This is a genomic window from Rhodococcus yananensis (assembly GCF_020515525.1).
In the GTDB taxonomy this organism is placed as follows: Bacteria; Actinomycetota; Actinomycetes; order Mycobacteriales; family Mycobacteriaceae; genus Rhodococcus; species Rhodococcus yananensis.
Map to the genome: position 1 here is coordinate 17,308 of NZ_JAIYEP010000001.1, position 23,542 is coordinate 40,849.

Genomic DNA, 23,542 nt, shown 5'->3' on the forward strand with positions numbered 1-23,542 from the left:
GGGTGGGCGTTCGTCCAGGCCGAGTGCGAACAGCCGGCCGCCCCAGAAGTGCGTCGAATGGTGATCCGGACAGGAAATTCACCGCGGGGATCGCCATTGAGCGCGCTGATCGCTTGCGATCACCATTGACCGCTGACGGATCCATCGACGACAAAAAGATGAGGACACGAACTCTTCCGAGTTCGTGTCCTCATCTTCGATGTGGGCGAAGGGGGACTTGAACCCCCACGTCCCGAAGGACACTGGCACCTGAAGCCAGCGCGTCTGCCATTCCGCCACTCGCCCGAGCAACGCAGAAAACAGTAACACACCCTCCAACGAATCTCCGATTCGCCTGGTCACGGCCACAAAACCGCTTCGGCGACGAGCCCGGATGTGTCTACTGGGACACTCGCCGGAATCCGTTCGATCGAATCGGGGGAAAAGTAGATACCATGCAGTAGCGACATCTGCGTAGCGACACGCTGAAGACCGGAAAGGGGGTTGCCATGGGTATCGCACAACGCTTCGAACGCAAGCTGCAGTCTGCGATCGGCGATGCGTTCGCACGCGTCTTCGGTGGCGGCGTGGTCCCCCAGGAGGTGGAAACCGCCCTCCAACAGGAGGCCTCCGGCGGCATCCAGCAACTCGATCGTGGCCACACCTTGGCTCCCAACAGTTACGTCATCACCATCAGTGAATCCGATCACGACGCCCTCGCTGCGGATCGGGACTTGACGGTCAAGGCGTTCTCCCGTCACCTTGAGGACTTCATCCGTGACCAAGGATGGCAGACCTACGGTGATGTCCAGGTCGTCTTCGAGTCGTCGCCGGCACTGCACACGGGGCAGTTCCGGACGCGCGGCTCGGTCGATCCCGAAGCTGGGCGTCCACCGGCGCCCGCCCAACAGTCGCGGAACCCGCAGAACCGCCGAAACGTGACCCCGGAACCAGGAGTTGTCCCCATGACGCAGAACCCCGGCTACGACCCCAGCCGTGACCCCGCAGACGCGGAAGCCCAGTACGCACGCAACGGTCACGCGCACGTCGGCCAGGATCAGCGCATGGGTCAGGGTGGCTACGGCGGCTACCAGCAGCAGGGCGGTTACGACCAGGCCTACGACCAGGGCGGCTACCAGCAGGACGCCCACGGCGGCTACGACCAGGGCTACCAGCAGCAGGCGTACGGCCAGCAGGGCTACGCCGACCAGGGGCAGGGATACGCCGATCAAGGTCAGGGCTACGCGGATCCGGGCTACGACCAGGGCGGCTACCAGCAGCAGGCCTACAGCCAGGACTACGGCAGCGATCAGGCCTACGGCCAGCAGAGCTACGACCAGGGCTACAGCCAGCAGGGCTACGCCGATCCGGGCTACGGTCAGCAGGGTTACGCCGACCAGGGCGGCTACCAGCAGCAGGCCTACGACCAGGGTTACGACCAGGGCGGCTACCAGCAGCAGGGTGGCTACGACCAGGGCTACCAGCAGCAGGGCTATGCGCCCGCCGGGGGTGGTTACCAGTCCCCCGCGGCCGGACGGGTGCTGACGGCGACGCTGCAGCTCGAGGACGGCAGCGGCCGCTACTACCAGCTCCGCGACGGCAGCAACATCATCGGCCGCGGGCAGGACGCCCAGTTCCGACTGCCCGACACCGGTGTGTCGCGCCGCCACATCGATATCCGCTGGGACGGGCAGGTCGCGATGCTCTCCGATCTCGGCTCCACCAACGGCACCACCGTCAACGGGTCGTCCGTGCAGGACTGGCAGCTCGCAGACGGTGACGTTGTTCGCGCGGGCCACTCGGAGATCCTGGTCCGCATCCTCTGAACTGCGGCAACCACGACTCCTCCCAGCCTCCGGTGACACGGCGGCGCGCGGACAGCGCGTCGGACTCGTCATGGAGTCGGCAGGTGTCCGTATTGTGGGTGATCGCACCGATCCGGACGACCGCGCAGCGGTCGCACACGCCGAAGGAGGAAGAGCCGTGCAGGGGCTGATTCTGCAGCTGACCCGGGCAGGTTTCCTCCTCCTGCTGTGGTTGTTCGTATGGGCGGTGCTCCGCACCTTGCGTTCCGACATCTACGCGGGCACAGCCCGGCCGCTTCCGCGTTATTCGCCGAAGCAGTCGATGCTGCCGTCCCTCGGGCGCGGCAAGGTCGCGAAACATCTGGTGGTGACGCAGGGGGCCCTCGCCGGCACCCGCATCACACTCGGCACGCAACCCGTGCTGCTCGGTCGCGCCGACGATTCGACGCTCGTCCTCACCGACGACTACGCGTCGACCCGGCACGCCCGTCTGTCACCGCGGGGTTCCGACTGGTACGTCGAGGACCTCGGGTCGACGAACGGCACGTACCTCGACCGCGCGAAGGTCACCACCGCAGTCCGTGTTCCGTTGGGCACACCCGTTCGGGTGGGCAAGACCGTGATCGAGCTCCGCCCGTGACACTTGTATTGCGCTACGCCGCCCGCAGCGACCGCGGTCTCGTCCGCTCCAACAACGAGGACTCCGTCTACGCCGGCGCGCGTCTGCTCGCGCTCGCCGACGGGATGGGCGGCCACGCCGCCGGTGAGGTCGCCTCGCAGTTGATGATCGCCGCGCTCGCCCACCTCGACGACGACGAACCGGGCGGCGACCTGCTCGGCAAGCTCGCCGCCGCGGTCCGCGAGGGCAACGCCGCGATCGCCGACCAGGTGGAAGAAGAACCCGAACTCGACGGCATGGGGACCACCCTCACCGCCATCCTGTTCGCCGGCAGCAAACTGGGTCTGGCACACATCGGTGACTCACGCGCCTATCTGCTGCGCGACGATCAACTCACCCAGATCACCCGCGACGACACGTTCGTGCAGTCCCTCGTCGACGAGGGACGCATCACCGCCGAGCAGGCGCACACGCATCCGCAGCGGTCCCTGATCATGCGCGCACTCACCGGTACCGAGGTCGAGCCGACCCTGACCGTGCGGGAGGCCCGCACCGGCGACCGCTACCTGGTGTGTTCCGACGGTCTCTCGGACGTGGTGAGCGATGAGACGATCGCGAACACGATGCGGGAGGGCAGCCACGACGAGTGCGCCGACCGCCTCATCGAACTCGCCCTGCGCAGCGGCGGCCCCGACAACGTCACCGTCGTCGTCGCCGATGTCATCGACCTCGACTACGGGCAGAGCAACCCGATCGTCGCGGGCGCCGCATCGGGACACGACGACGAGGACGCTCCCCCTCCGAACACCGCTGCGGGCCGCGCCGCAGCGATGCGCCCACCGCGCGCCACCCCGAAACGGATCGTCAACCAGGCGCCCACGCCGGAGAAGAAGAAGCGCAGCCGCCTGTGGTGGCCGTTGATCGTCGTCGTGGTGCTGGCACTCATCGGCGGCGGCGGTTACGTGGGCCTCCGGTTGCTGCAGAACAACTACTACGTCGGTGCCGACGACAGTCGCGTCGCCGTGCTGCGCGGCATCCCCGGGAACGTGTTCGGGTACTCCCTGCAGGAAGTGGCGCAGGTCGGATGCGTCACGGACGACGGTGAACTGTCGCTCGTCAGTCCGGACGATGCGCGGTGCCGGGTGATGATGGTCGACGATCTGCAGCCCGCGGCCCGTGAACAGGTACGGGCCGGTCTCCCGTCCGGGACCTTCGACGACACCGTCACCCAGATGCAGCGCCTCGCCGAGCAGGATCTGCTTCCGGTGTGTCGGGTCGAGGAGGAGCAGCCCGCGACGACGTCGGCCCCGGTGGACCCGGCGGCGCCCGCCACGCCCGACACCTCGGCGCCCGAGGCGCCACCCGAGGAAACACCCGAGGCACCACCAGCGGAGGCGCCGACCGACGCCGCCCCCGCGGACGGCGCTCCCGAGGCACCGGCGGCACCCGAGGATGCGGCACCGGAACAGGCCCCTGTGCCTCAGGTTCCGGGTCAGAACTGCAGGGTGGGCGCCTGATGTCGGTCACCCATGGCACGGGGGCCTTCCCGAGTCCCCCGGGTGGATTCGCTCCGGCTCCGGTCCAGTCGACACGACGCAACACCGAGCTCGTGCTGCTCCTGGGCGCGATCGCCATCACCACGGTCTCGCTCATGCTCGTCGAGGCGGCCCTCGAACAGTCCCTGACGATGGACCTCGCGAAGTACGGTCTGACGTTCGCCGCGCTGTTCCTCCTCGCTCACCTGGCGGTGCGCAGGTACGCGAAGTACGCCGACCCGTTGCTGCTGCCGATCGTGGCGTTGCTCAACGGGCTCGGTCTGGTGCTGATCCATCGGCTCGACCTCGCCGATCAGGAGAACGCACGCTACCTGGGCCTGCCCGAACCGTCCCCGGACGCCACCCAGCAGGTGCTGTGGACGGCGATCGGGGTGGCGTTGTTCATCGCGGTGCTGGTGTTCCTGCACGACTACCGGTTGCTCGCCCGGTTCAGCTACACCCTCGGTCTCCTCGGTCTGATCGCATTGGCGATCCCCGCGCTGCTGCCGGCGCAGTTCTCCGAGGTCAACGGTGCGAAGATCTGGATCCGGTTGCCCGGTTTCAGCATCCAACCCGGCGAGTTCGCGAAGATCCTGCTCATCATCTTCTTCGCATCGGTGCTCGTCGCGAAACGCGACCTGTTCACCACCGCCGGCAAACACGTGCTCGGGATGGACTTCCCGCGCGCCCGCGACCTCGGCCCGATCCTCGCCGCATGGATCCTGTCGATCGGTGTGATGGTGTTCGAGAAGGACCTCGGCACGTCGCTGCTGTTGTTCACCACCGTGCTCGTGATGCTGTACATCGCGACGGAGCGGGTCGGGTGGCTGATCATCGGATTCACGCTGCTCGCGATCGGCTTCGTGTTCGCCTACCAGATGTTCGGGCACGTGCGGGTGCGGGTCGAGACATGGCTCGATCCCCTCGCCGATTACAACAACACCGGTTACCAGATCTCCCAGTCACTGTTCGGGCTGGCGACCGGCGGCGTCGCCGGGACCGGTCTGGGCAGTGGACGGCCCGCACAGGTGCCGTTCGCCAAGACCGACTTCATCACCGCCACGATCGGTGAGGAACTGGGCCTGATCGGCCTCGCCGCGATCCTGCTGCTGTTCCTGATCCTGATCGTCCGCGGACTGCGGACCGCGCTGGCGGTGCGCGACAGCTTCGGCAAGCTCCTGGCTGCCGGCCTGTCGTTCACCCTCGCGATCCAGCTGTTCGTCGTCGTCGGTGGCGTCACGAAACTGATCCCGCTGACGGGCCTGACCACGCCGTTCATGTCGTACGGCGGGTCGTCGTTGCTCGCCAACTACCTGTTGCTCGCGATCATCATGAAGATCTCGCATTCGGCGCGGGAACCCGCGCGGCCCCGGAAGAAGGCACCGACGCCCATCGCGGAGGCGCCGACGGAAATGATGGGGCGCGAATGAACACTCCGCTGCGCAAGGTCGCGACGGCCGTGATGTTCATGGTCGTCGCACTCCTGGCGAACGCCACGTACGTGCAGGTCATCAAAGCCGATGATCTGCGCACCGACCCGCGGAACTCGCGGGTCCTCATCGACGAGTACTCCCGTCAGCGTGGGCAGATCTCCGCGGCCGGGCAGGCGCTCGCCGTCTCGGTGCCCACCGACGGCCGCTACAAGTATCTGCGCGAATACCCGTCGACACCGCAGCAGCCGATGAGCCCACTGGCCTATGCCCCGGTGACCGGCTTCTATTCCATGCAGTACGGCAGCACCGGGCTGGAACGCTACGAGGATGCGCTGCTCAACGGGTCCGACAACCTGCTGTTCGGGCGACGTCTCTTCGATCTGGTGTCGGGCCGCACCCCGCGCGGCGGGAACGTGGTCAGCACCATCGACCCGGCGATGCAGCAGGTCGCCTACGACGAGTTGACGTCGAAGGGTTACACCGGTTCGGTCGTGGCCATCGAACCGGCCACGGGCAAGATCCTGGCGATGGTGAGCACCCCCAGCTACGACCCGAACCGACTGTCGGGGCACGACGGTGCGGCCACGTCCGCGGCGTGGGACGAACTGAACGCCGATCCCGACATGCCGATGGTGAACCGCGCGATCTCCCAGACGTACCCACCGGGTTCGACGTTCAAGGTCGTCGGTACCGCCGCTGCGCTCGCATCGGGCGTCACGCCCGACACGCAACTCACGGCCGCCGCGCAGATCACCCTGCCCGACACGGCGACGACACTCGAGAACTACGGTGGCGAACACTGCGGAGACGCCCCCACGGTGTCCCTGCGGGAGGCGTTCGCGCGGTCCTGCAACACCGCGTTCGTCGAAATGGGCCTGAACACGGGGCGTGAAGGCCTCATGGAGCAGGCGGAAGCGTTCGGTATCGGCGAGGCGATGGATGTTCCGCTGGCGGTCGCCCCCAGCACCCTCGGAGCCATCCCGGACTCCGCGGCGCTCGGCCAGTCCGCGATCGGCCAGCGCGACGTCGCCCTGACGCCGCTGCAGAACGCCGTGATCGCGGCGACCGTCGCGAACGGCGGAGTACGGATGCAGCCCTACCTCGTGGACCGACTCGAGGGCCCCGACCTGTCGGTGCTGGAGGAGACCACACCCGAATCGATGGGGCAGGCGATGGATCCGGCGGTCGCGGCGACACTGACCGAACTGATGCTCGGGTCCGAACAGTGGTCGGGTGGGCAGGGCGCTGTCCCCGGTGTGCAGATCGCGTCGAAGACGGGAACCGCCGAGCACGGCAGCGATCCGCGCAACACTCCGCCGCACACGTGGTATATCGCCTTCGCACCCGCACAGCAGCCGACGGTCGCTGTCGCGGTGATCGTGGAGGACGGCGGTGACCGCGCTCTCGCTGCAACCGGCGGGTCGGTTGCCGCTCCAATCGGACGGGCCGTGATCGCGGCCGGATTACAGGGAGGCTGACATGGCTTTGTACAGCGGCGCCATGATCGCCGACCGCTATCGCCTGCAGCGGCTCATCGCCACCGGCGGTATGGGTCAGGTGTGGGAAGGGCTCGACACACGACTCGACCGGCGGGTGGCGGTCAAGGTACTCAAGGCGGAACTGTCCGGTGACCAGGACTTCCTGACACGGTTCCGGATGGAGGCCCGCACCACCGCCCAACTCAACCACCCTGGTATCGCCGGGGTGTTCGACTACGGCGAGACGGAGGACGGCGAAGGCCAATCCATCGCGTACCTGGTGATGGAACTCGTGCACGGCGAACCCTTGAATGCGGTGCTGTCCCGGGTGGGCCGGTTGTCGTTGCCGCAGGCCCTCGACATGCTCGAGCAGACGGGCCGCGCGTTGCAGGCCGCGCACAACGCCGGGGTCGTGCACCGCGACGTCAAACCCGGGAACATCCTCATCACCCCGACGGGACAGGTGAAGATCACCGACTTCGGGATCGCGAAGGCCGTCGACGCATCGCCGGTGACCCGCACCGGGATGGTCATGGGCACCGCCCAGTACATCGCGCCCGAGCAGGCGCTGGGTCAGGAGGCGACGTCGGCGAGCGACGTGTACTCGCTGGCCGTGGTCGGGTACGAAGCGTTGTCGGGTCGCCGCCCGTTCCTCGGCGACAGCGTCGTCACCGTCGCGATGAAGCACGTGCAGGAAACCCCGGCGCCGCTTCCCGCGGAACTGCCGCACGAGGTCCGCGACCTCATCGACATCGCGATGGCGAAGGACCCGGCGCAGCGGTACTCCAGCGGCGGGGAGTTCGCGAACGCGGTCGCCGCTGTCCGTGGGGGACGGCCGGCGCCGCCACCCGGAAACGTGCCGCCGGTGACCAGCGCGACGCGCGTGCTTCCTCCGGGCGTGCCGGGCGCGACGACGACGGTGCCGTTGAGTTCGTCGCAGCCTCCGCCGTCGGCCCGCCAGTATGCACCCACCGCATACGCGTCGTCCCCGAATCCGGGAACGACGGGGCAACCTCCGGTCGGCGGAAACAACGCCCCGCCGACCGGCGCGAACGGCGGTGATGGCCGGTCACCGAGCCCGAAGGCCCTGATGTGGGCGGCGGGTGCCGCGATCGTGCTCGCACTCATCGCGCTCGGCGTCGTGTTGTTCGGTGGAGGCGACGACGACGAGCCCACGACGGGTCCGTCACCGACCACGCAGTTGACGACGACGGCACCGACGACCACCACGACGAGGCCGCCGGAGACCACGACGCGGACCACGACACAGGAGGTTCCTGTGCCGCCGCCGGTGGAGCCGACCACGCTCGAACCGATGCCGACGACCACGACCACGGTGGCGCCGACGACCACGACGACGGCACCGACGACCACCGAGCCCACCACGACCACGACCACCGCACCGGTCACCACCACCACCGAGGTGACCACGACCACCGACACGGCGCTCGAGGGGGGCGAACCCGAGGCCGGAGGCACGGACGGCGGTTCCGAAGACGGGGGCTCGGACAGCAACACGAATCCTGAAGCAAGCAACGGTACCGACACCGGACCGACGGACCCACTAGGAACCTCATGACGACCCCGCGCAAGCTCTCCTCCCGCTACGAGCTGGGTGAGATCCTCGGATTCGGTGGAATGTCCGAGGTGCACCTCGCGCGGGATCTCCGGCTGGGGCGCGACGTCGCGATCAAGGTGCTGCGCGCCGACCTGGCGCGCGACCCCACGTTCTATCTGCGGTTCCGCCGCGAGGCGCAGAACGCGGCGGCCCTGAATCATCCGGCGATCGTCGCTGTCTACGACACCGGCGAAGCCGAAACCGAATCGGGGCCGCTGCCGTACATCGTCATGGAGTACGTGGAAGGTGACACGCTCCGCGACATCGTCCGGTCGACCGGTCCGATGTCACCGAAACGGGCGATGGAGGTCATCGCCGACGTGTGTGCGGCGCTGGACTTCAGCCACCGCAACATGATCGTGCACCGCGACGTGAAGCCCGCCAACGTCATGATCAACAAGGCGGGCGCGGTGAAGGTCATGGACTTCGGGATCGCCCGCGCGATCTCCGATGCCTCGAGCCCCATGACGCAGACCGCCGCCGTGATCGGCACCGCCCAGTACCTGTCGCCCGAGCAGGCGCGCGGCGAGCAGGTCGATGCGCGTTCGGACGTGTACTCCGTGGGATGCGTGCTCTTCGAGATTCTCACCGGAGAACCCCCGTTCAAGGGCGACTCCCCGGTCGCCGTCGCATACCAGCACGTCCGGGAGGATCCGCCGCTGCCGTCGTCGGTGAATCCGTCGGTCCCGCCGGAGCTCGACTCGGTGATCCTCAAGGCGATGGCGAAGAACCCCGCCAACCGCTACCAGTCCGCCGCGGAGATGCGCAGCGACCTCATCCGCGTACTCAGCGGGCAGCGCCCGAGTGCGCCGATGGTGATGACCGACGAGGACCGTACGACCCTGATCGACGATGCGGACCCGAACACCGGCCGGCATCAGCGGGTCGCCGCGGCGCCCGCCGGTGGCGCGTCCGGGAACGACGACGACTCCGGTGGCAGCGGCGCCGTCCTCAAACGTGTGCTGCTGGGTGTCGCGGCGGTCGTGGTCGTCGGCATCGTCGGTGTGTTCCTGTGGTCGCTGGGTCCCGGTTCCTCGACCGCGCAGGTGACGGTGCCCGACGTCCGCAATCTCGCCGCGGAGGCCGCCGAGACGCAACTGCAGAACGCAGGATTCCGGGTGTCCGTGCAGGACAAACCGGATGCGGTGGTGGCGGAGGGCAACGTCGTCAACACCCGACCCGTCGCCGGTTCGCAGGCCGACGAGGGATCCACCGTGACGCTCGAGGTCTCCACCGGGCCGGCGCAGGTCCAGATCCCGCGACTGACCGGAATGACTCAGGACAAGGCCGAACAGGCACTCCGCGACGTGGGTTTGCGACTCGACCCGAACGTGCAGACCGCGGCGTCCGACGCCGACGACGTCGACAAGGTCGTCGAACAGAACCCGTCGTCGGGGGCGAGCATCGAGGTCGACGGTGAGGTGACGATCACCCTCGGTTCCGGCCCCGAACAGGTGCGGGTGCCGAACGTCGTCGGTCAGACCGAGGACGTCGCCCGCGACAACATCGAGGGCGCCGGGTTCGAGGTCGTCGTCCAGGAGATCGATTCCGGTCAGACGGCCGGCACCGTGGTGTCCACGAGCCCGGCCGGCGGCGCGAATGCCGACCAGGGCACGACCGTCACGGTCTCGGTGTCCAACGGCGACCGCATCGAGATGCCCGTACTGACGAACAGGTCGGTGTCGGAGGCGCTGTCGGCTCTCCGTGCCGCGGGCTGGACGGGTTCTGCCGCCCAGTTGGTGCAGACCCGGGAAGCGACGCTCGACGCGGGACTGGTCGGCACGGTGATCACTCAGCAGCAACCTCCGGGATCGGAGATCTCCAAGTCCGGCACCGTCACCGTCGGGGTGGGCGTACTCGGCATCCGCTGACCTCTCCTCCGTCGGTGTGGGCGGTGTGCCCTCCTCCGTCGGGACTGAGCGAATGTACCGTTCGATCGATTGATCGGAGTGAGCGATACGTTCGCTCGCACCACCGGAGGTGGTCGGCCGCTCACACCATCGGAGGTGGTCGGCCGCTCACACCATCGGAGGTGGTCGGCCGCTCACACCATCGGAGGTGGGTCAGGCGGCCCCGCCGTCGAGCGCGCGAGCCATCTCGGCCTCGAGCCGGGCGACGAGGGTTTCTGCCGGCGCCTCCCCGCACACGGCGAGCCAGTTCGCGAGCATCCGGTGTCCGCCCTGGGTGAGTACCGACTCGGGGTGGAACTGGACGCCGTGGATCGGTAGTTCGCGGTGGCGTAGCGCCATGATGATGCCGGTGTCGGTGTGCCCGGTCGGTTCGAGTTCGGCGGGCACCGTCTCCGGCAGCACCGTCAGCGAGTGGTAGCGGGTGGCGGTGAACGGGTCGGGCAGATTCGCCAGCACCCCGGTTCCGTTGTGGTGCACGACGCTGGTCTTGCCGTGCAGGAGTTCGGGGGCGCGGTCGACGGTCGCCCCGAACGCGACACCGATGGACTGGTGACCGAGGCACACCCCGAGCAGAGGTGTCCCGGACGCCGCGCATGCCTTCACCAGGTCGATGCTCGCACCGGCGCGTTCGGGGGTGCCGGGACCCGGGCTGAGCAGGATTCCGTCGAACTCGTCGACGACCTGTGCGAGAGCACCCGGACCGGTGAGACGCTCGTCGTCGTTGCGCCACACCTCGGCCCGCGTTCCGAGCTGGCCCAGATACTGCACCAGGTTGAACACGAAGCTGTCGTAGTTGTCGACGACGAGGATGCGCATGGAGGCAGCGTACCCGCCGGTCCCGGCCCGATCCGGGTACCGGTCACCGAGCGGACGCACCTCCGGTGTACGCGGGGACGGTCAGGTCGGTGCCCGGCTGCTGGGTGAACCCCAGCCCGTACCGGCTCGCGTACTGCTTGTACACGCGGATGCCGGGCTCGGCGTCCAGCGCGGCGATGATGCGGGCGGGATCCCCGAGCGCGGTGACGACGTACGGCGGCGAATAGGTGCGGCCGTGCAGCAGCAGGGTGTTACCGATACAGCGCGGCGCGGACGTCGCGACGATCCGCTGATCCTGCATCGACACCGCCTCGGCGCCGCCCGACCACACCGCGTTGAGGACGCTCTGCACGTCCTGCTGGTGCACGACGAGATCATCGGGCGACGCATCCGACGGATACCGTCCGTCGGCGCCGCGCGGGGCGTCCGTGAGGGTGATCGTCACCCCCGGACCGCGCCGCGCGGTCAGTCCCGCGGGATCCTCGAGAGCCTCGAGTTCGGCGAGCACTCCGGCGACGTCGTCGTCGGTTGCAGCGGTGTGATCCTGCAGTTCCGACACGTCGGCGCTCAACGAGTCGCGGGTGGCGGCGAGTCCGTCCGCTTCCGCCTGAGCAGCGCGCACGAGGTCGGACAGGCGCGGGGAGTCCCCGACCCGCAGTTCGTCACCGTGGGATGCCCCGCGGGTGGTACCGAGGAGCAGTCCCGCGACGAGACAGACGGCGAGCGTCGCGGAACCCCAGGCCACGCGACGGAACGTCCAGGTCGACACGGCGAACCTCCGGTGCGGCTTCTGCGTTAGCGTGTACGGAACAGCGTGTGTGCACAGACATGCACAGGTAGATGCCCAACCTACTCCGTCCGCCCCCGGGAGTGCGGAGTCGTACGAGCGAGGAACCATGCCCAAGTCGAAGGTACGGAAGAAGACCGATCACGCGGCGAGGCCCGTGAGCCGGACACCGGTGAAGGTCAAGGCTGCACCGTCGAGCACCGCGTACGTGACGGTGATGTTGGCCCTGATGGTCCTGGGTCTTCTGTGGCTGGTGGTGTACTACCTGGCTGCGGAACAGATCTCGTGGATGAACTCGCTCGGCGCCTACAACTTCCTGATCGGTTTCGGGTTCATGGTCGCCGGACTGATCATGACCATGAAATGGCGCTGACCACGTCACCCCTCGTGGATTACACACCTGTGATTCATCCCCACCTGTGGACAACCCTGTGCACAACCCGACGGGCGGGCGCATGAGCGACACTGCAGCTCGGTGGTCGACGCGGCCCGCGGCGCTCGGCGCACTCGCCGCAGGCGGCGGTGTTCTGCTCGTCGCCGCGGTTGCCGCCGTGCCCGACGCGGTGGGTCGGGCACTGGTCGGCGCCGCCGGGTTGCTGGCCCTGGCGATGGCCGCCTTCGCAGCCCGGCAACGTCCCCGACTGGAGGTTCTCCCCGGCGACACCGGGATCGCCGCGACCCGGCTGACCGGTCGACGCGAGTACCCGCGCAGCGCACTGACCCGCGTGCGGATCGTGCAGTATCCGCGGCTGGGTCGTCGCGTCCCGATGCTCGAGATCGACGTCGTCGACCCCTCCACCGGCAGCGAAGGGCTGCTGATCTTCGGGCGCTGGGAGTTGGGTACCGACCCGCGTGACGTCTTCGACGTGCTCGCCGCCCGTGGCCTGGTGCCGGAGTAACCAGGTCACACGCTCGGCTGCAGCACCGAGAGCGTGACGAGGGCCAGGGTCACCGCGGTGACCACGCCGAACGCGACCCACCCGGTCCGGACGATCCGGTCGCGGTCCCGTCCCGCGCCGAGCAGCTGCGGCCCGTACAGGAATGCGGCGGTCGCGGCGGCACCGGCTGCCAGCCCGCCGAGGTGCCCCGCGAGCGAGATGCCGGGGATGGTGAGGCTGATGAACACGTTCAGTGCGATCACGACGAGCACCGGGGTGGGGCTGCGACGCAGCCGCAGCAGGATCACCGTCTGGGCGCCGAGGAGACCGAACACCGCGCCGGACGCACCGGCGGTGAGGGCCTCGGTCTGCAGGAACATCACGGCCGTCGACCCGCCGAGGATCGACACGAGATACACACCGAGGTAGCGGAGCCGGCCGAGAACGATCTCGGTGTCGCGGCCGATGATCCACAACGCGAACATGTTCACGGCGAGGTGCATGAGACCGAAGTGGAGGAATCCGCTGCCGAGCAACCTGACGTATTCGCCGCCGTACACGATGTACGGCGGATACAGTCCCCAGTCCACGAACAACTGCGACGACCGCTCGTTGTTCAGGACGCTGCCGGACTGCATCGCGGTGATCGCGAAGACCAGCACGTTCAGCGCGAGCAGCACATAGGTGACGATCGGCGTCGGCCGGTCGGTGCGCACCGGCGCACCGGCGACGGTGCGGGCGGTGGGAACACTGCGATGCCCCTGCGCGACACAGTCGACACATTGGTGCCCGACCGAAGCCGGTTGCAGGCATTCGGTGCAGAAGGGTCGTCCGCACCGGGTGCAGGACAGCAGGGTGGGACGGTCGGGATGACGGACGCACCGCGGCTGGGGCGGGAGGCCGCCCCCCTCGGCCGAAGCGCCCCAGCCGGGGTTGTTCATGAAATCTCTCAGGCGATGGTGATGCTGTTGATGACCACGTCGTCGACCGGACGGTCGCCGCGATCGGTGGAGGTGGTGGCGATGGCGTCGACGACCTTCTGCGAGGCGGGGTCGACGACCTCACCGAAGATGGTGTGCCGTCGATTCAGGTGCGGGGTGGGGCCGACCGTGATGAAGAACTGCGAGCCGTTGGTGCCCGGGCCGGCGTTCGCCATCGCCAGCAGGTAGCCGCGGTCGAACTGCAGTTCGGGATGGAACTCGTCGCCGAACTGGTAGCCCGGGCCACCACGTCCGGTGCCGGTGGGGTCGCCACCCTGGATCATGAAGCCGTCGATGACGCGGTGAAAGATCGCGCCGTCGTAGAACGGGCCGCTCTTCTCACCCTTGGCGTTGGCCGTCTTGTATTCCTTGGAACCGTCCGCGAGGCCGACGAAGTTCTCGACGGTCTTCGGCGCGTGGTTGCCGAACAGCGCGATGACGATGTCGCCGCGGTTGGTGTGCAGGGTTGCGGTAGCTGTCTGAAGCGGTGAAGTCACTCCCCCATGGTGCCATCCCCGGATGTTCCGGACGTCACGGTCCATCCACTCACACCCGGCGCGTGTGGCACTGTAGGGCGTATGACGAGTGTGAGCGAGTCCCGACCCGACAGTGCCGCGGCAGACCTCGTACATCCGATCGACGACACCAGCAGCCTCGGCGGTGCGCTGCGCGTCGCCGGTGAGGGCGCGGTCGCGCTCGCGCAGGGTTCGACGGCGGCCGGCCTGTTCGTCGCCCGCAAGGGCATCGACGTCACGAAGGATCTCGCCGCGCGGGCACGTCGGGCCCGGCAGGAAGCCGCCCAACGGGCGCGCGACGAGGTGGTTCCGCTGCTCGAGGACGCCGTTTCCGCATCGAAATCGAAGGCGGTGTCCAAGTCCGAGGCGGTGTCGAAATCGAAGGCGGTGACGAAGGCGAAGTCGCTGTCGAAAGCGGCGAAGTCCGAGGGTGAGAAGCCGCGCCGCAAGGGCCGTACGACGCTGATCGTCGCCGGCGCCATCGGTGCCGTCGCCCTCGGCGGTCTCGTGTTCTCCCGCAGTCGGCGCAGTTCGCACCCGCCGGTCGCGGCGGAACCCCCGCGCGTGCAGCCGCGGCCGGTGGCTGCGGAGGACGTGCCCGCCGAGAGCTGAGTCGGAACCGGACCGTTACCCGCGACCGCCGCGGGTTACCGCCCGGTATCGATCGTCGGTTCCGGTGGTCGACATCACCGAACATGGGGATACTCGCCGGTAGGACCACCTTCCGGGGAGGGATACCCATGGCGCGATCCACTCGTGTCACCGAACAACGTGTCACCGAAGAACAGGCGCGCGCACTCGCCGAGGAATCACGTGAACGTGACTGGACGAAGCCGTCGTTCGCGAAGGAACTGTTCCTCGGACGCCTGACGCTCGATCTCGTGCACCCGTTCCCGCGACCCACACCCGACGAGGACGCGCACACCGAACAGTTCCTCACGTCGCTGCGCGCGGCGTGCACGGAGATGGACGGCGAACGCATCGAACGGGACGCGCGGATCCCCGACGAATACGTCGCTCGTCTCGCCGAACTCGGCTGCTTCGGCATGAAGATTCCCGACGAATACGGCGGGCTCGGACTCTCCCAGGTCGCCTACAATCGGGCGTTGACGCTGGTCGCGAGCGTGCACGCGAGCCTCGGCGCACTGCTGTCCGCACACCAGTCCATCGGTGTGCCCGAACCCCTCGCACTCGCCGGCACCCCCGAACAGAAGGCCGCCTTCCTGCCGCGATGCGCGCGCGGCGCGATTTCGGCGTTTCTGCTCACCGAGCCCGACGTGGGCTCCGATCCGGCGCGGCTGGCGGCCACCGCCACGCCCGTCGACGACGGCACCGCCTACGAACTCGACGGGGTCAAACTGTGGACCACCAACGGGGTGATCGCCGAGTTGCTCGTCGTCATGGCCCGTGTTCCCCGCAGCGAGGGACATCGGGGTGGGATCTCGGCGTTCGTCGTCGAGGCCGATTCGCCCGGCATCACCGTCGAGCACCGCAATGCGTTCATGGGGTTGCGGGGAATCGAGAACGGCGTCACCCGTCTCGACCGGGTTCGGGTGCCGCGCGAGAACCTGATCGGCGGCGAGGGCGACGGTCTGAAGATCGCGCTGACCACCCTCAACGCGGGTCGTCTCGCGATTCCCGCGATGTGTGCGGGCGCCGGGAAATGGGCGTTGAAGATCTCCCGCGAATGGTCGACGGAACGCGTGCAGTGGGGCCGGCCGGTCGGCGAGCACGAGGCGGTGGCCGCGAAGATCGCGTTCATCGCCGCCACCACGTACGCGCTCGACTCCATCGTCGAACTGTCCGGGCGGATGGCCGACGAACACCGCAACGACATCCGGATCGAAGCGGCCCTGGCGAAGCTGTGGGCCAGCGAGATGGGTTGCCGGATCGCCGACGAACTCGTCCAGATCCGGGGTGGTCGCGGGTACGAGACCGCGGAATCCCTTGCGGCGCGCGGGGAACGAGCGGTACCCACCGAGCGACTGATGCGGGATCTGCGGATCAACCGCATCTTCGAGGGGTCCAGCGAGATCATGCGACTGCTCATCGCGCGCGAGGCGGTCGACGCGCACCTGCGGGCCGCCGGGGACCTCGCGGATCCGAAGGCGAGCACCGAGGCGAAGGCCAGGGCCGCCGCGAAGGCCGGCGGCTTCTACGCGAAGTGGCTGCCCAAGCTCGTCGCCGGAAAAGGACAGATCCCTCACTCGTATTCCGAGTTCGGTCCGCTCGCACCGCATCTGCGTTACGTCGAGCGCAGCAGCCGACGACTGGCACGATGCACCTTCTACGGCATGGCACGGTGGCAGGCCGGACTCGAGAAGCGGCAGAACTTCCTCGGCCGCATCGTCGACATCGGCGCCGAACTGTTCGCGATGTCGGCGTCCTGCGTGCGAGCGGAACGGCAACGCGCCGACAGTCATCCCGGCGCGGACGGTGCCCGCGAACTGGCCGATGCCTTCTGTCGGCAGTCACGCGCAAGGGTCGACGCGCTCTTCGATGCGCTGTGGGACAACACCGACGATCCCGATCGGCGTATCGCCCACGATGTTCTCGGGTCACGGTACACCTGGCTCGAGAACGGAGTGCTCGACCCCAGCGACGGGACGGGACCGTGGATCGCCGAGTGGGAGTCGGGGCCGTCGCCGCACGAGAACGTCGCGCGGCATCTGCCGGTCGGATCATCCTGACCCCGAACAGATCCGGAACAGCCATGGATCCGGAACAGCCATGGATCCGGAACAGATCAGGTCCCGCGCCCGATTCGGGCGCGGGACCTGATCGTCACCGAGGCCTGCCGGTCAGAACGCCCCGCAGTTCGACGGCGCCGGGACACCGGCGAAGCGATCGTTCATGTAGCTGACGGACTCGGGGAGACCCGCGATCATCGGCAGCGCGTGGTTGACGGCGAGTCCGGGGAGGATCGGCGGTGTCGTGTTCGACGAGAACTGGACTGTCGCGCCCAGTGCACACCAGTCGACCGCGAGTTGGCGGCCCTGACCGAACGGGACGATGTCGTCCTGTGTGCCGTGCTGCACGAGCACCGGCACCTCGGGCTTCACCCGGCCGATACGTTGGGCGTCGAGGAGTTCGAAGATCTCCGGGGTGCGCGCCACCACGGCATCGAGCGATTCACCGGTCCGCGTGTACTCGCTGGTGCGCTGGAAACCGAACGTCACCATCGTCTCGAGAAGGCACTGGTTCGCGACGGCCCCGAGCATGTCCCTTCCCTTGTCGGTGACCTCCGAATCGATGATGTCGTGCACCTGCGGGTACGCCTCGGAGAGGCCGTTGATCGTGTATCCGATCGCGCCGGTCAGCGCCGTGCCGTCGATCTGCTTGAGCGTTTCCAGCAGGTCGGCCGGCGGTGCACCCGCGTACACACCCTGGAGGTCGAGTTCGGGAGCGTAGCTCGGGGCGAGTTCGGCCGCCGCGGCGACCGCGCCGCCACCCTGCGAGTATCCGAACAGGCCGACCGGCCCGTCGGCGGGAATGGACGTGTCGGGCAGCGCCTGCGCCGCACGTGCCGCGTCGAGGACGGCGTGGGCCTCGGCGAGCCGGTTGACGTACGTGTGGTGGCCGGGTGTTCCCAGGCCGTCGTAGTCGGTGACGACCACTGCCATGCCCTGCAGGAGCATCGCGTCGATCGAGATGATCTCGTACTCGGAGAACACGTCGAGCGGCGGTGTGTACTGCACGATGCTGTTCAACACCTTCGACGGTGCGCACTGGTCGCCCTGCCCCTGGGTGCCGGGTGCGACGACGACGAGGGGGCGCTCGCCGGGCCCGTTCCACGGCACGGACGGCTCGAGGTAGGTGCCACTGACGGCGTTGGGCGCCCCGTTCGCGTCGAGACTGCGGTACAGCAACCGGGTGCCCTGGGCGGGGAACTGGCCGTCACCGGTGGGAATGCTCAGCGGAACGGTGGAGGGTTCGGTGCGGATCAGATCACCGGACTCGCCATCGAGCACCGCGGGCGGCTGATAGAAATCGCCCTCCGCGTGCGCGACGGCGGGCGCGGTCAACGCTCCGCCGACCAGAGCCGCAGACAGTGCTGCGGACACCCCCCACTTCCGGGCGCGACCCACCGCCATGATCCCTCCAACATGTTCAGGAATTTGTGCCGCCCATCACGGCGGTATGCACTGTAACACCAAATTTACCCATCGGTAAGTTTCGCTCCCCCGCAGCCGGGAACACGATGCGCCGAACGACGACCCTCCCGAACCGGAGGGCAGCACACAGAAACTTTGCACAGTAACGTCCACATCGGCGCGGCACCACCACCGAACCGGCCGCGAAGAGCAGGATGTGAGCGAATCGTTACGGAAGGATCGTCATGGCAATCGGCGTCGGACTCCGGATCGGAAGCGTCGTGTCCACCGCGGTGGTCGCGTCGAACGAACCCGGCACACCCGATCCCGTCGTGATCGCCCGCGACACCGTCCTGCACATCGACCACGACGAGACCCCCGCACTCGGCGGTTCCGCCCGCCACCTCGACGAAGCACGCACCCTCACCGGATTCCTTCCCCGCGTGGGCGATCCCGCCGGCGTCACCGCCAACGACGGACGGGTGTACCGCGCCGAAGACGCGATGGCCACCGCCGTCCACTGCCTGCTCTCCGAATGCCACCCACTGCCGACCTTCGGTGGCATGGACCACGACACCGACCCCGGATACACCGCCACCTACCCGTCGTACTGGGATCCCGCGACCGTCGCGGCGCTACGCGCCGCCCTCGACTACGCAGACCTGCGGCACGTCGATCTGACCTCCGACGCGCAGGCTGCCGCCAGCTGGTACGCCTCCGAAATCTCCGAAACCCCAGGGCAACTCGTCGGGGTCTATCACATCGACGATGCCGGATCCACCGTCACACTCGTCCGCTCCGGCATCCCCGTCGGCAAGGCATTCCGGGTGACGTCGAAAGGCGCGCCGTCGCCGGCAGCGCAACTCGCTACCGCACTCGGCTCGTTCGGGTGGATGCCCGACAACCTCGATGCCGTCGTCGTCATGGGCGACGGCCTCGTGGCACGCGACCGGACCCACGTGCAGGAGATCGCCAACAGCCTGTCGACGAAACTGATGGTGCGCAGCCTCGTCGGTCCCGGCCCCGAACAGACCGCTGCCCTCGGCGCAGCGATCCTCGCGACCGGGTTCACTCCCGCCCGGGTGAGCAACGCACGTATCGGACTTCCCCCGTCCTACGACGAGACCGATGTTCTCACCGGTGGTCTGGCACGCATGCGCGAAGCGGCGGCCCGCGTGGAAACCGAATTACCGATCACCGGCACCGAACCGGGACCGGGCGCGTCGGAACCCCTCGACGTCACCGACGTGGAGCCCGGCACCGAACCCCGCGTCGCAGCCAAGACCTACCTGCTCGCCGGCGCCGCGACGGTGATCATCGTGCTCGTGGCGCTCGCACTGTTCCTCTGATCGAATGATCGAATTCGTCGCCCCGACCGCGTCGCTCCCGGCTCCGTCACCCCTCGGTCACGGTCAGGGTCTCGAGTTCGGCGGCATCCTCCGCCCCGAACTTCTCCTCGAGTGTCTCCGGCGAGAAGTCGAGGTCGATCTCCTCGACGGGTCGGCCGCGCGCCGACTCGATGGCACCGAGTCGCCTCCGGGCACGGTCGGCCGCGTACGAGACGAACTCGTCGGAGTCGAGTCCGTAGGGTTGCTCGTCGAACCGGTCGTTGACCCACCCGATCATGCCGAGCGCGAGCGGCAACAGTTCGTTCATCCGCTCCTGCACCACAGTCCAGTTGGAATCGTCGGCCGCGACGTGTCGACGACAGGTGAACGTGCCCCATGCCATGTGGCGTCGCTCGTCGTCGCCGATACGCCGCACCAGTTGCTGCATGCCCGGCAGGATTCCGCGGGTGGTGCACACCTTCTGCCACGCGTAGTAGCCGGTGAGCGCGAGACTGCCCTCGATGACGTGGTTGTAGGTCACGCTCGCCCGAACCTGGTTGGCGGGCGACGGATCCGTCTCCAGCAGACGCAGCGAGTGCGGAAGCTCCTCGTAGAACAACTGGCGATAGAAGGGATTGTCGGCGACGTACGGGTGTAGGTCCGACGTCAACCCGACGGCATCCATCCACAGCCGGAACACCTGCGTGTGTTTGGCCTCCTCGAAACAGAACTGCGTCAGATACAGTTCGTCGCCGATCCGGCCCTCCGCGGCCATCGCAGCGATGAACGGCCGGATGTCCTGCGTCACGGCCTCCTCTCCGGCGACGAACTGGGCGACGAGATACGTCGAACTGCGCTGCTGCTCGGAATTCAGCCCGGCCCAGTCCTCGCCGTCGCGGGAGAAATCCAGGTCGAGCGGGTCCCAGGACTTGCCGTTGCCCTTCGCGAAGAGGCGCAGCGGGAAGGCGTCCCAGTTGAGACCGCCCTCCCGCAGCGATGCGAACCCCTGACGTTCCTGATGTTGTCGTGTAACCCCGGTCACACACATCAGGGTAGCCCCGGCACTCCGGATCCGAATCCGGTTTCGGTCACCCGTCCAGCAGACGATCTCCCGGGTAGCCGTCCGGTCCGCATCCGGGTGGCAGGACGAACACCGCCGACCCCACCGGTGTGGTCCACGTGTTCAGCGCGTCGAACTCGTCGAGACGCCGCTGCACCGGAACGAACTGACGATCGACATCGGCCTGGTAGGCCGCGAACAGCAGGCCGACGCCGTCGTCGTCGTAGTTGTAGCCGCGACGCAGGAACCGTTCGTCGCCGTGGCGGGGACGGGCCCGCGCGACATGCGACTGCGGTGGGATCACCTCGAGACCGTTTGCGTCGAGCGCATCGAAGTCGGCGTCGTCGAACTCGTCGCTTCCGGTGAGCGGCGACCCGTCCGACTGACGCCTGCCCATCACGAGATCACGCGCGGGGGGATCGAGTTCGTCCCACGTGTCCAGTTCCATGCGGATCCTGCGCAACACCAGCGAGGTTCCACCGGCCAGCCACGCGGGCTCACCCGTGTTCCACACCTGACGCGCGAAATCCGGTGTCGCCGGATCGGGATTGACGGTGCCGTCGACCTGCCCCATGAGGTTGCGCATGGTCATGCCATCGGGCCGCGTACCGACGGCATGACGGAACCCGCGCTGGGTCCAGCGCACCGTCGCCCGAGACCGCACGCTCTTGATCAGAGTCCGCACGGTGTGGGACACGACCATCGGGTCGTCGGCACACACCTGCAGCAGCAGATCGCCTCCCGACCAGCGGTCCTCGAGCCGATCCACCGAGAACGCGGGTAGCGGTCGCAACCACGTCGGTCGCTGCGCGGCGAGCCCGGCCGCGTCGAACACGGCCGGACCGTACCCGACGGTGACGGTCAACCGTGCCGGATCGACGGCGAGCTCCGGTTCGGTGTCGCCGAGCGCGGGCTCGCCGCGGGTGAGTCGACGGGCATCGGCTACCCACACCTTCATGACCCCGATCAGCGCGGACCGATCCACCTCCGGATGCAGGTCGAGTGCGACGAACGCCGCGAACGCCTGGGGTTCGGTGTCGATTCCGGCCTGGTGGTCACCGTCGAACGGCACGGTACGGGTTCCCATCCGCTCGGGTTCCCGGGCGGCCGCGGCGACACCTGCTCCGGCAGCACCCAGCCCCACGACCCCCAGTGCAGCGACCGACGTACCGAGGAGTCGGCGACGGCTGAACTCACTCATCGTGGCCTGCCGGTTCACCGTGGCCGGGTGCATAGTCCTCCTGCGCGCCCGCATAGTCACGGACCTGCGCCGAGAACTCCACGGCCGAGCCATCGGCGAACGTCACGGTGATCGGCACGTCGGTACCAGGAGTGAGCGGCGCGAGCAGACCGATGAACATGATGTGGTCTCCGCCGGGCGCGAGCCGGTGGGTGCCGCCGGCGGGAACGACGAATCCCTCGTCGCTCTCCTGCATCACCATGCCCCCGGCACCGTCGGAGACCATCTCGTGGAGCTCGGTGCTGCGCGCGACCGCGCTGTCGACGGACACGATGTGCAGATCGGAGTCGCCTGTGTTCTGCAGGTCGGCGAACGCGGCGGTCATGCCGTCGTCAGCGGCCTTGGCCCACGCGGCCGACACACTCAGCGCATCGGCCGGAGCGGTATCGGTCGCACCGCACGCGGTGAGCAGGGTCGCCACGGCGGCGGCCGCGGGAAGAACGAAGGAGGTACGGGAGGAACGAACGGTCACGGTGTCTCCGGAAGTCGGGCGCGCATGCGCGCATCGCCGCCGCACCCGGGTGCGGCGGAGGTGAACGGGCTGTCAGACCGTGACGGCGGGTGGTCCACGAACGGACCGACCGACGAGCGCGACGACGGCCCGGAGCCGGTCGGGACGTTCGGGAACCGGAACGGTCGCGGGCACCTGCCAGGCGGGGACGGTCAGGACGTTCCGGACGAGTCTGCCCACCGCGCTCACTGCAAGGCGACACCCGCGTTCGGCGCCGGACACCAGCAGCGCCGCGACGCCGACAGCCGCGACATGCGCCGCAATCATGGCGGGGCTCGGCGCGTGCGCATGCCCGGACCCGAGCGTGAAAGTGCCGTGTCCGAGGACCTGACCGGCAGCGAGGATCACGACGACGGGAATCCGGGTGCTCGCGGCGATCGTTCCCGCCACGACTGCCGCGGCGACGAGCAGGACAGCCGTGCCCTGCCCCGGAAGACCGCCACCACCGAGTGCGTGCGCGGCGATACCGACCGCACCGGACGTGGCGCCCACGAACCCACCGCGCAACCGCGCCAGAAGGATCCGATCGGTGGGCACGGTGCCAGGATAGGCCATTTACTACGCGACGTCGTACAGCCGCCGTTTCACGTGAAACACCGCCGCATCCGCATCCGCATCCGCGTCCGTTCGAGCGAATGTACCGTGCGCTCGAACCAGTAGAGCGAACGATACGTTCGCTCGGGACCCCGGAGGGGTGCCGCCGGAAATGCGGAAAGGGCATCTTCCCGGATCCGGGAAAACGCCCTCTACCTGCATATTCAACTGTGGAGCCTAGGAGATTCGAACTCCTGACATCTGCCTTGCAAAGGCAGCGCTCTACCAACTGAGCTAAGGCCCCGGATACCGGCTCACCGTCCGGGTACCGCGTGCCATTCGTCTTCGCTCCGAAGCATCCGAACGATTCCGAAAGCCACCAGCACTGCGCTTCCCACCGCGATGAGAACCTTCATACCGGC

The 23,542-nt window shown here is 68.1% G+C and carries 21 protein-coding genes and 2 tRNA genes; 12 read left to right on the forward strand and 11 right to left on the reverse strand.

Features of this window, described 5'->3' with window-relative positions:
- Positions 1-202 precede the first annotated feature (202 nt).
- Positions 203-285: transfer RNA gene (locus LDQ05_RS00105), tRNA-Leu, on the reverse strand.
- 203 nt (positions 286-488) lie between these two features.
- Here LDQ05_RS00105 and LDQ05_RS00110 point away from each other — a divergent pair.
- The 7 genes from LDQ05_RS00110 (at position 489) to pknB (ending at position 10,338) form a co-directional block, all read left to right on the forward strand.
- Positions 489-1,805 carry an FhaA domain-containing protein gene (locus LDQ05_RS00110; RefSeq protein WP_226434862.1) on the forward strand — a complete coding sequence of 439 codons (1,317 nt, stop codon included), beginning with the start codon at positions 489-491 and terminating at the stop codon, positions 1,803-1,805.
- Positions 1,806-1,962: 157 nt separating this feature from the next.
- Positions 1,963-2,424 carry an FHA domain-containing protein FhaB/FipA gene (locus LDQ05_RS00115; protein ID WP_226434863.1) on the forward strand — a complete coding sequence of 154 codons (462 nt, stop codon included), beginning with the start codon at positions 1,963-1,965 and terminating at the stop codon, positions 2,422-2,424.
- Positions 2,421-3,920, forward strand: coding sequence for a PP2C family protein-serine/threonine phosphatase (locus LDQ05_RS00120; RefSeq protein WP_226434864.1), 1,500 nt, complete (start codon positions 2,421-2,423; stop codon positions 3,918-3,920). Before LDQ05_RS00115 ends, LDQ05_RS00120 begins: the two co-directional genes overlap by 4 nt.
- Complete coding sequence (locus tag LDQ05_RS00125) at positions 3,920-5,368, forward strand: FtsW/RodA/SpoVE family cell cycle protein (RefSeq protein ID WP_226434865.1); 1,449 nt, start codon at positions 3,920-3,922, stop codon at positions 5,366-5,368. The genes LDQ05_RS00120 and LDQ05_RS00125 overlap by 1 nt, the downstream gene beginning before the upstream one ends.
- Positions 5,365-6,849, forward strand: a complete 1,485-nt coding sequence (locus LDQ05_RS00130) for a peptidoglycan D,D-transpeptidase FtsI family protein (RefSeq protein WP_226434866.1) — start codon at positions 5,365-5,367, stop codon at positions 6,847-6,849. Before LDQ05_RS00125 ends, LDQ05_RS00130 begins: the two co-directional genes overlap by 4 nt.
- A gap of 1 nt (position 6,850) precedes the next feature.
- Positions 6,851-8,428, forward strand: coding sequence for a serine/threonine-protein kinase (locus LDQ05_RS00135; protein WP_226434867.1), 1,578 nt, complete (start codon positions 6,851-6,853; stop codon positions 8,426-8,428).
- Positions 8,425-10,338 carry a Stk1 family PASTA domain-containing Ser/Thr kinase gene (gene pknB, locus LDQ05_RS00140; protein ID WP_226434868.1) on the forward strand — a complete coding sequence of 638 codons (1,914 nt, stop codon included), beginning with the start codon at positions 8,425-8,427 and terminating at the stop codon, positions 10,336-10,338. The genes LDQ05_RS00135 and pknB overlap by 4 nt, the downstream gene beginning before the upstream one ends.
- Before the next feature lie 192 nt (positions 10,339-10,530).
- Here pknB and LDQ05_RS00145 read toward each other — a convergent pair whose 3' ends face one another.
- Entirely contained in the window at positions 10,531-11,193 is a 663-nt protein-coding gene (locus LDQ05_RS00145; protein WP_226434869.1) for an aminodeoxychorismate/anthranilate synthase component II, read from the reverse strand.
- Positions 11,194-11,236: 43 nt separating this feature from the next.
- A complete protein-coding gene (locus LDQ05_RS00150; RefSeq protein WP_226434870.1) occupies positions 11,237-11,962 on the reverse strand; it encodes a DUF881 domain-containing protein in 726 nt (241 codons plus the stop codon).
- 127 nt (positions 11,963-12,089) lie between these two features.
- Here LDQ05_RS00150 and crgA point away from each other — a divergent pair, with 127 nt between their 5' ends.
- On the forward strand, positions 12,090-12,353 hold the full coding sequence (crgA, locus tag LDQ05_RS00155) for a cell division protein CrgA (protein WP_226434871.1): 264 nt from the start codon (positions 12,090-12,092) through the stop codon (positions 12,351-12,353).
- Positions 12,354-12,435: 82 nt separating this feature from the next.
- On the forward strand, positions 12,436-12,879 hold the full coding sequence (locus LDQ05_RS00160; RefSeq protein ID WP_226434872.1) for a PH domain-containing protein: 444 nt from the start codon (positions 12,436-12,438) through the stop codon (positions 12,877-12,879).
- Positions 12,880-12,884: 5 nt separating this feature from the next.
- On the opposite strand, the gene LDQ05_RS00165 is transcribed toward LDQ05_RS00160, so the two are convergent.
- Both LDQ05_RS00165 and LDQ05_RS00170 read right to left on the reverse strand, forming a co-directional pair.
- Positions 12,885-13,799 (reverse strand): rhomboid family intramembrane serine protease, encoded by a 915-nt coding sequence (locus LDQ05_RS00165; RefSeq protein ID WP_226434873.1) that lies wholly within the window; start codon positions 13,797-13,799, stop codon positions 12,885-12,887.
- Between the two features lie 8 nt (positions 13,800-13,807).
- Positions 13,808-14,335 (reverse strand): peptidylprolyl isomerase, encoded by a 528-nt coding sequence (locus LDQ05_RS00170; protein ID WP_287218729.1) that lies wholly within the window; start codon positions 14,333-14,335, stop codon positions 13,808-13,810.
- An 81-nt stretch (positions 14,336-14,416) separates the two neighbouring features.
- Between LDQ05_RS00170 and LDQ05_RS00175 the strand changes: the two genes are divergently transcribed.
- Together LDQ05_RS00175 and LDQ05_RS00180 are read left to right on the forward strand one after the other, a co-directional pair.
- The gene (locus tag LDQ05_RS00175) at positions 14,417-14,965 is read left to right on the forward strand and encodes a hypothetical protein (protein ID WP_226434875.1); all 549 of its coding nucleotides are present in this window, start codon (positions 14,417-14,419) and stop codon (positions 14,963-14,965) included.
- A gap of 128 nt (positions 14,966-15,093) precedes the next feature.
- The gene (locus LDQ05_RS00180) at positions 15,094-17,043 is read left to right on the forward strand and encodes an acyl-CoA dehydrogenase family protein (RefSeq protein ID WP_226434876.1); all 1,950 of its coding nucleotides are present in this window, start codon (positions 15,094-15,096) and stop codon (positions 17,041-17,043) included.
- Between the two features lie 111 nt (positions 17,044-17,154).
- On the opposite strand, the gene LDQ05_RS00185 is transcribed toward LDQ05_RS00180, so the two are convergent.
- A complete protein-coding gene (locus LDQ05_RS00185) occupies positions 17,155-18,447 on the reverse strand; it encodes a lipase family protein (protein ID WP_226434877.1) in 1,293 nt (430 codons plus the stop codon).
- 245 nt (positions 18,448-18,692) lie between these two features.
- Between LDQ05_RS00185 and LDQ05_RS00190 the strand changes: the two genes are divergently transcribed.
- Entirely contained in the window at positions 18,693-19,796 is a 1,104-nt protein-coding gene (locus LDQ05_RS00190) for a hypothetical protein (protein ID WP_226434878.1), read from the forward strand.
- Positions 19,797-19,842: 46 nt separating this feature from the next.
- Here LDQ05_RS00190 and LDQ05_RS00195 read toward each other — a convergent pair whose 3' ends face one another.
- The 5 genes from LDQ05_RS00195 to LDQ05_RS00215 form a co-directional block, all read right to left on the reverse strand.
- Positions 19,843-20,817, reverse strand: coding sequence for a R2-like ligand-binding oxidase (locus LDQ05_RS00195; RefSeq protein WP_226434879.1), 975 nt, complete (start codon positions 20,815-20,817; stop codon positions 19,843-19,845).
- 46 nt (positions 20,818-20,863) lie between these two features.
- Complete coding sequence (locus LDQ05_RS00200) at positions 20,864-22,036, reverse strand: Dyp-type peroxidase (RefSeq protein ID WP_226434880.1); 1,173 nt, start codon at positions 22,034-22,036, stop codon at positions 20,864-20,866.
- A complete protein-coding gene (locus tag LDQ05_RS00205; protein WP_226434881.1) occupies positions 22,029-22,547 on the reverse strand; it encodes a copper chaperone PCu(A)C in 519 nt (172 codons plus the stop codon). Before LDQ05_RS00205 ends, LDQ05_RS00200 begins: the two co-directional genes overlap by 8 nt.
- Positions 22,548-22,619: 72 nt before the next feature.
- Positions 22,620-23,123, reverse strand: a complete 504-nt coding sequence (locus LDQ05_RS00210; RefSeq protein ID WP_226434882.1) for a hypothetical protein — start codon at positions 23,121-23,123, stop codon at positions 22,620-22,622.
- A gap of 228 nt (positions 23,124-23,351) precedes the next feature.
- Positions 23,352-23,424 (reverse strand) — tRNA-Ala (locus LDQ05_RS00215).
- Between the last annotated feature and the right edge of the window lie 118 nt (positions 23,425-23,542).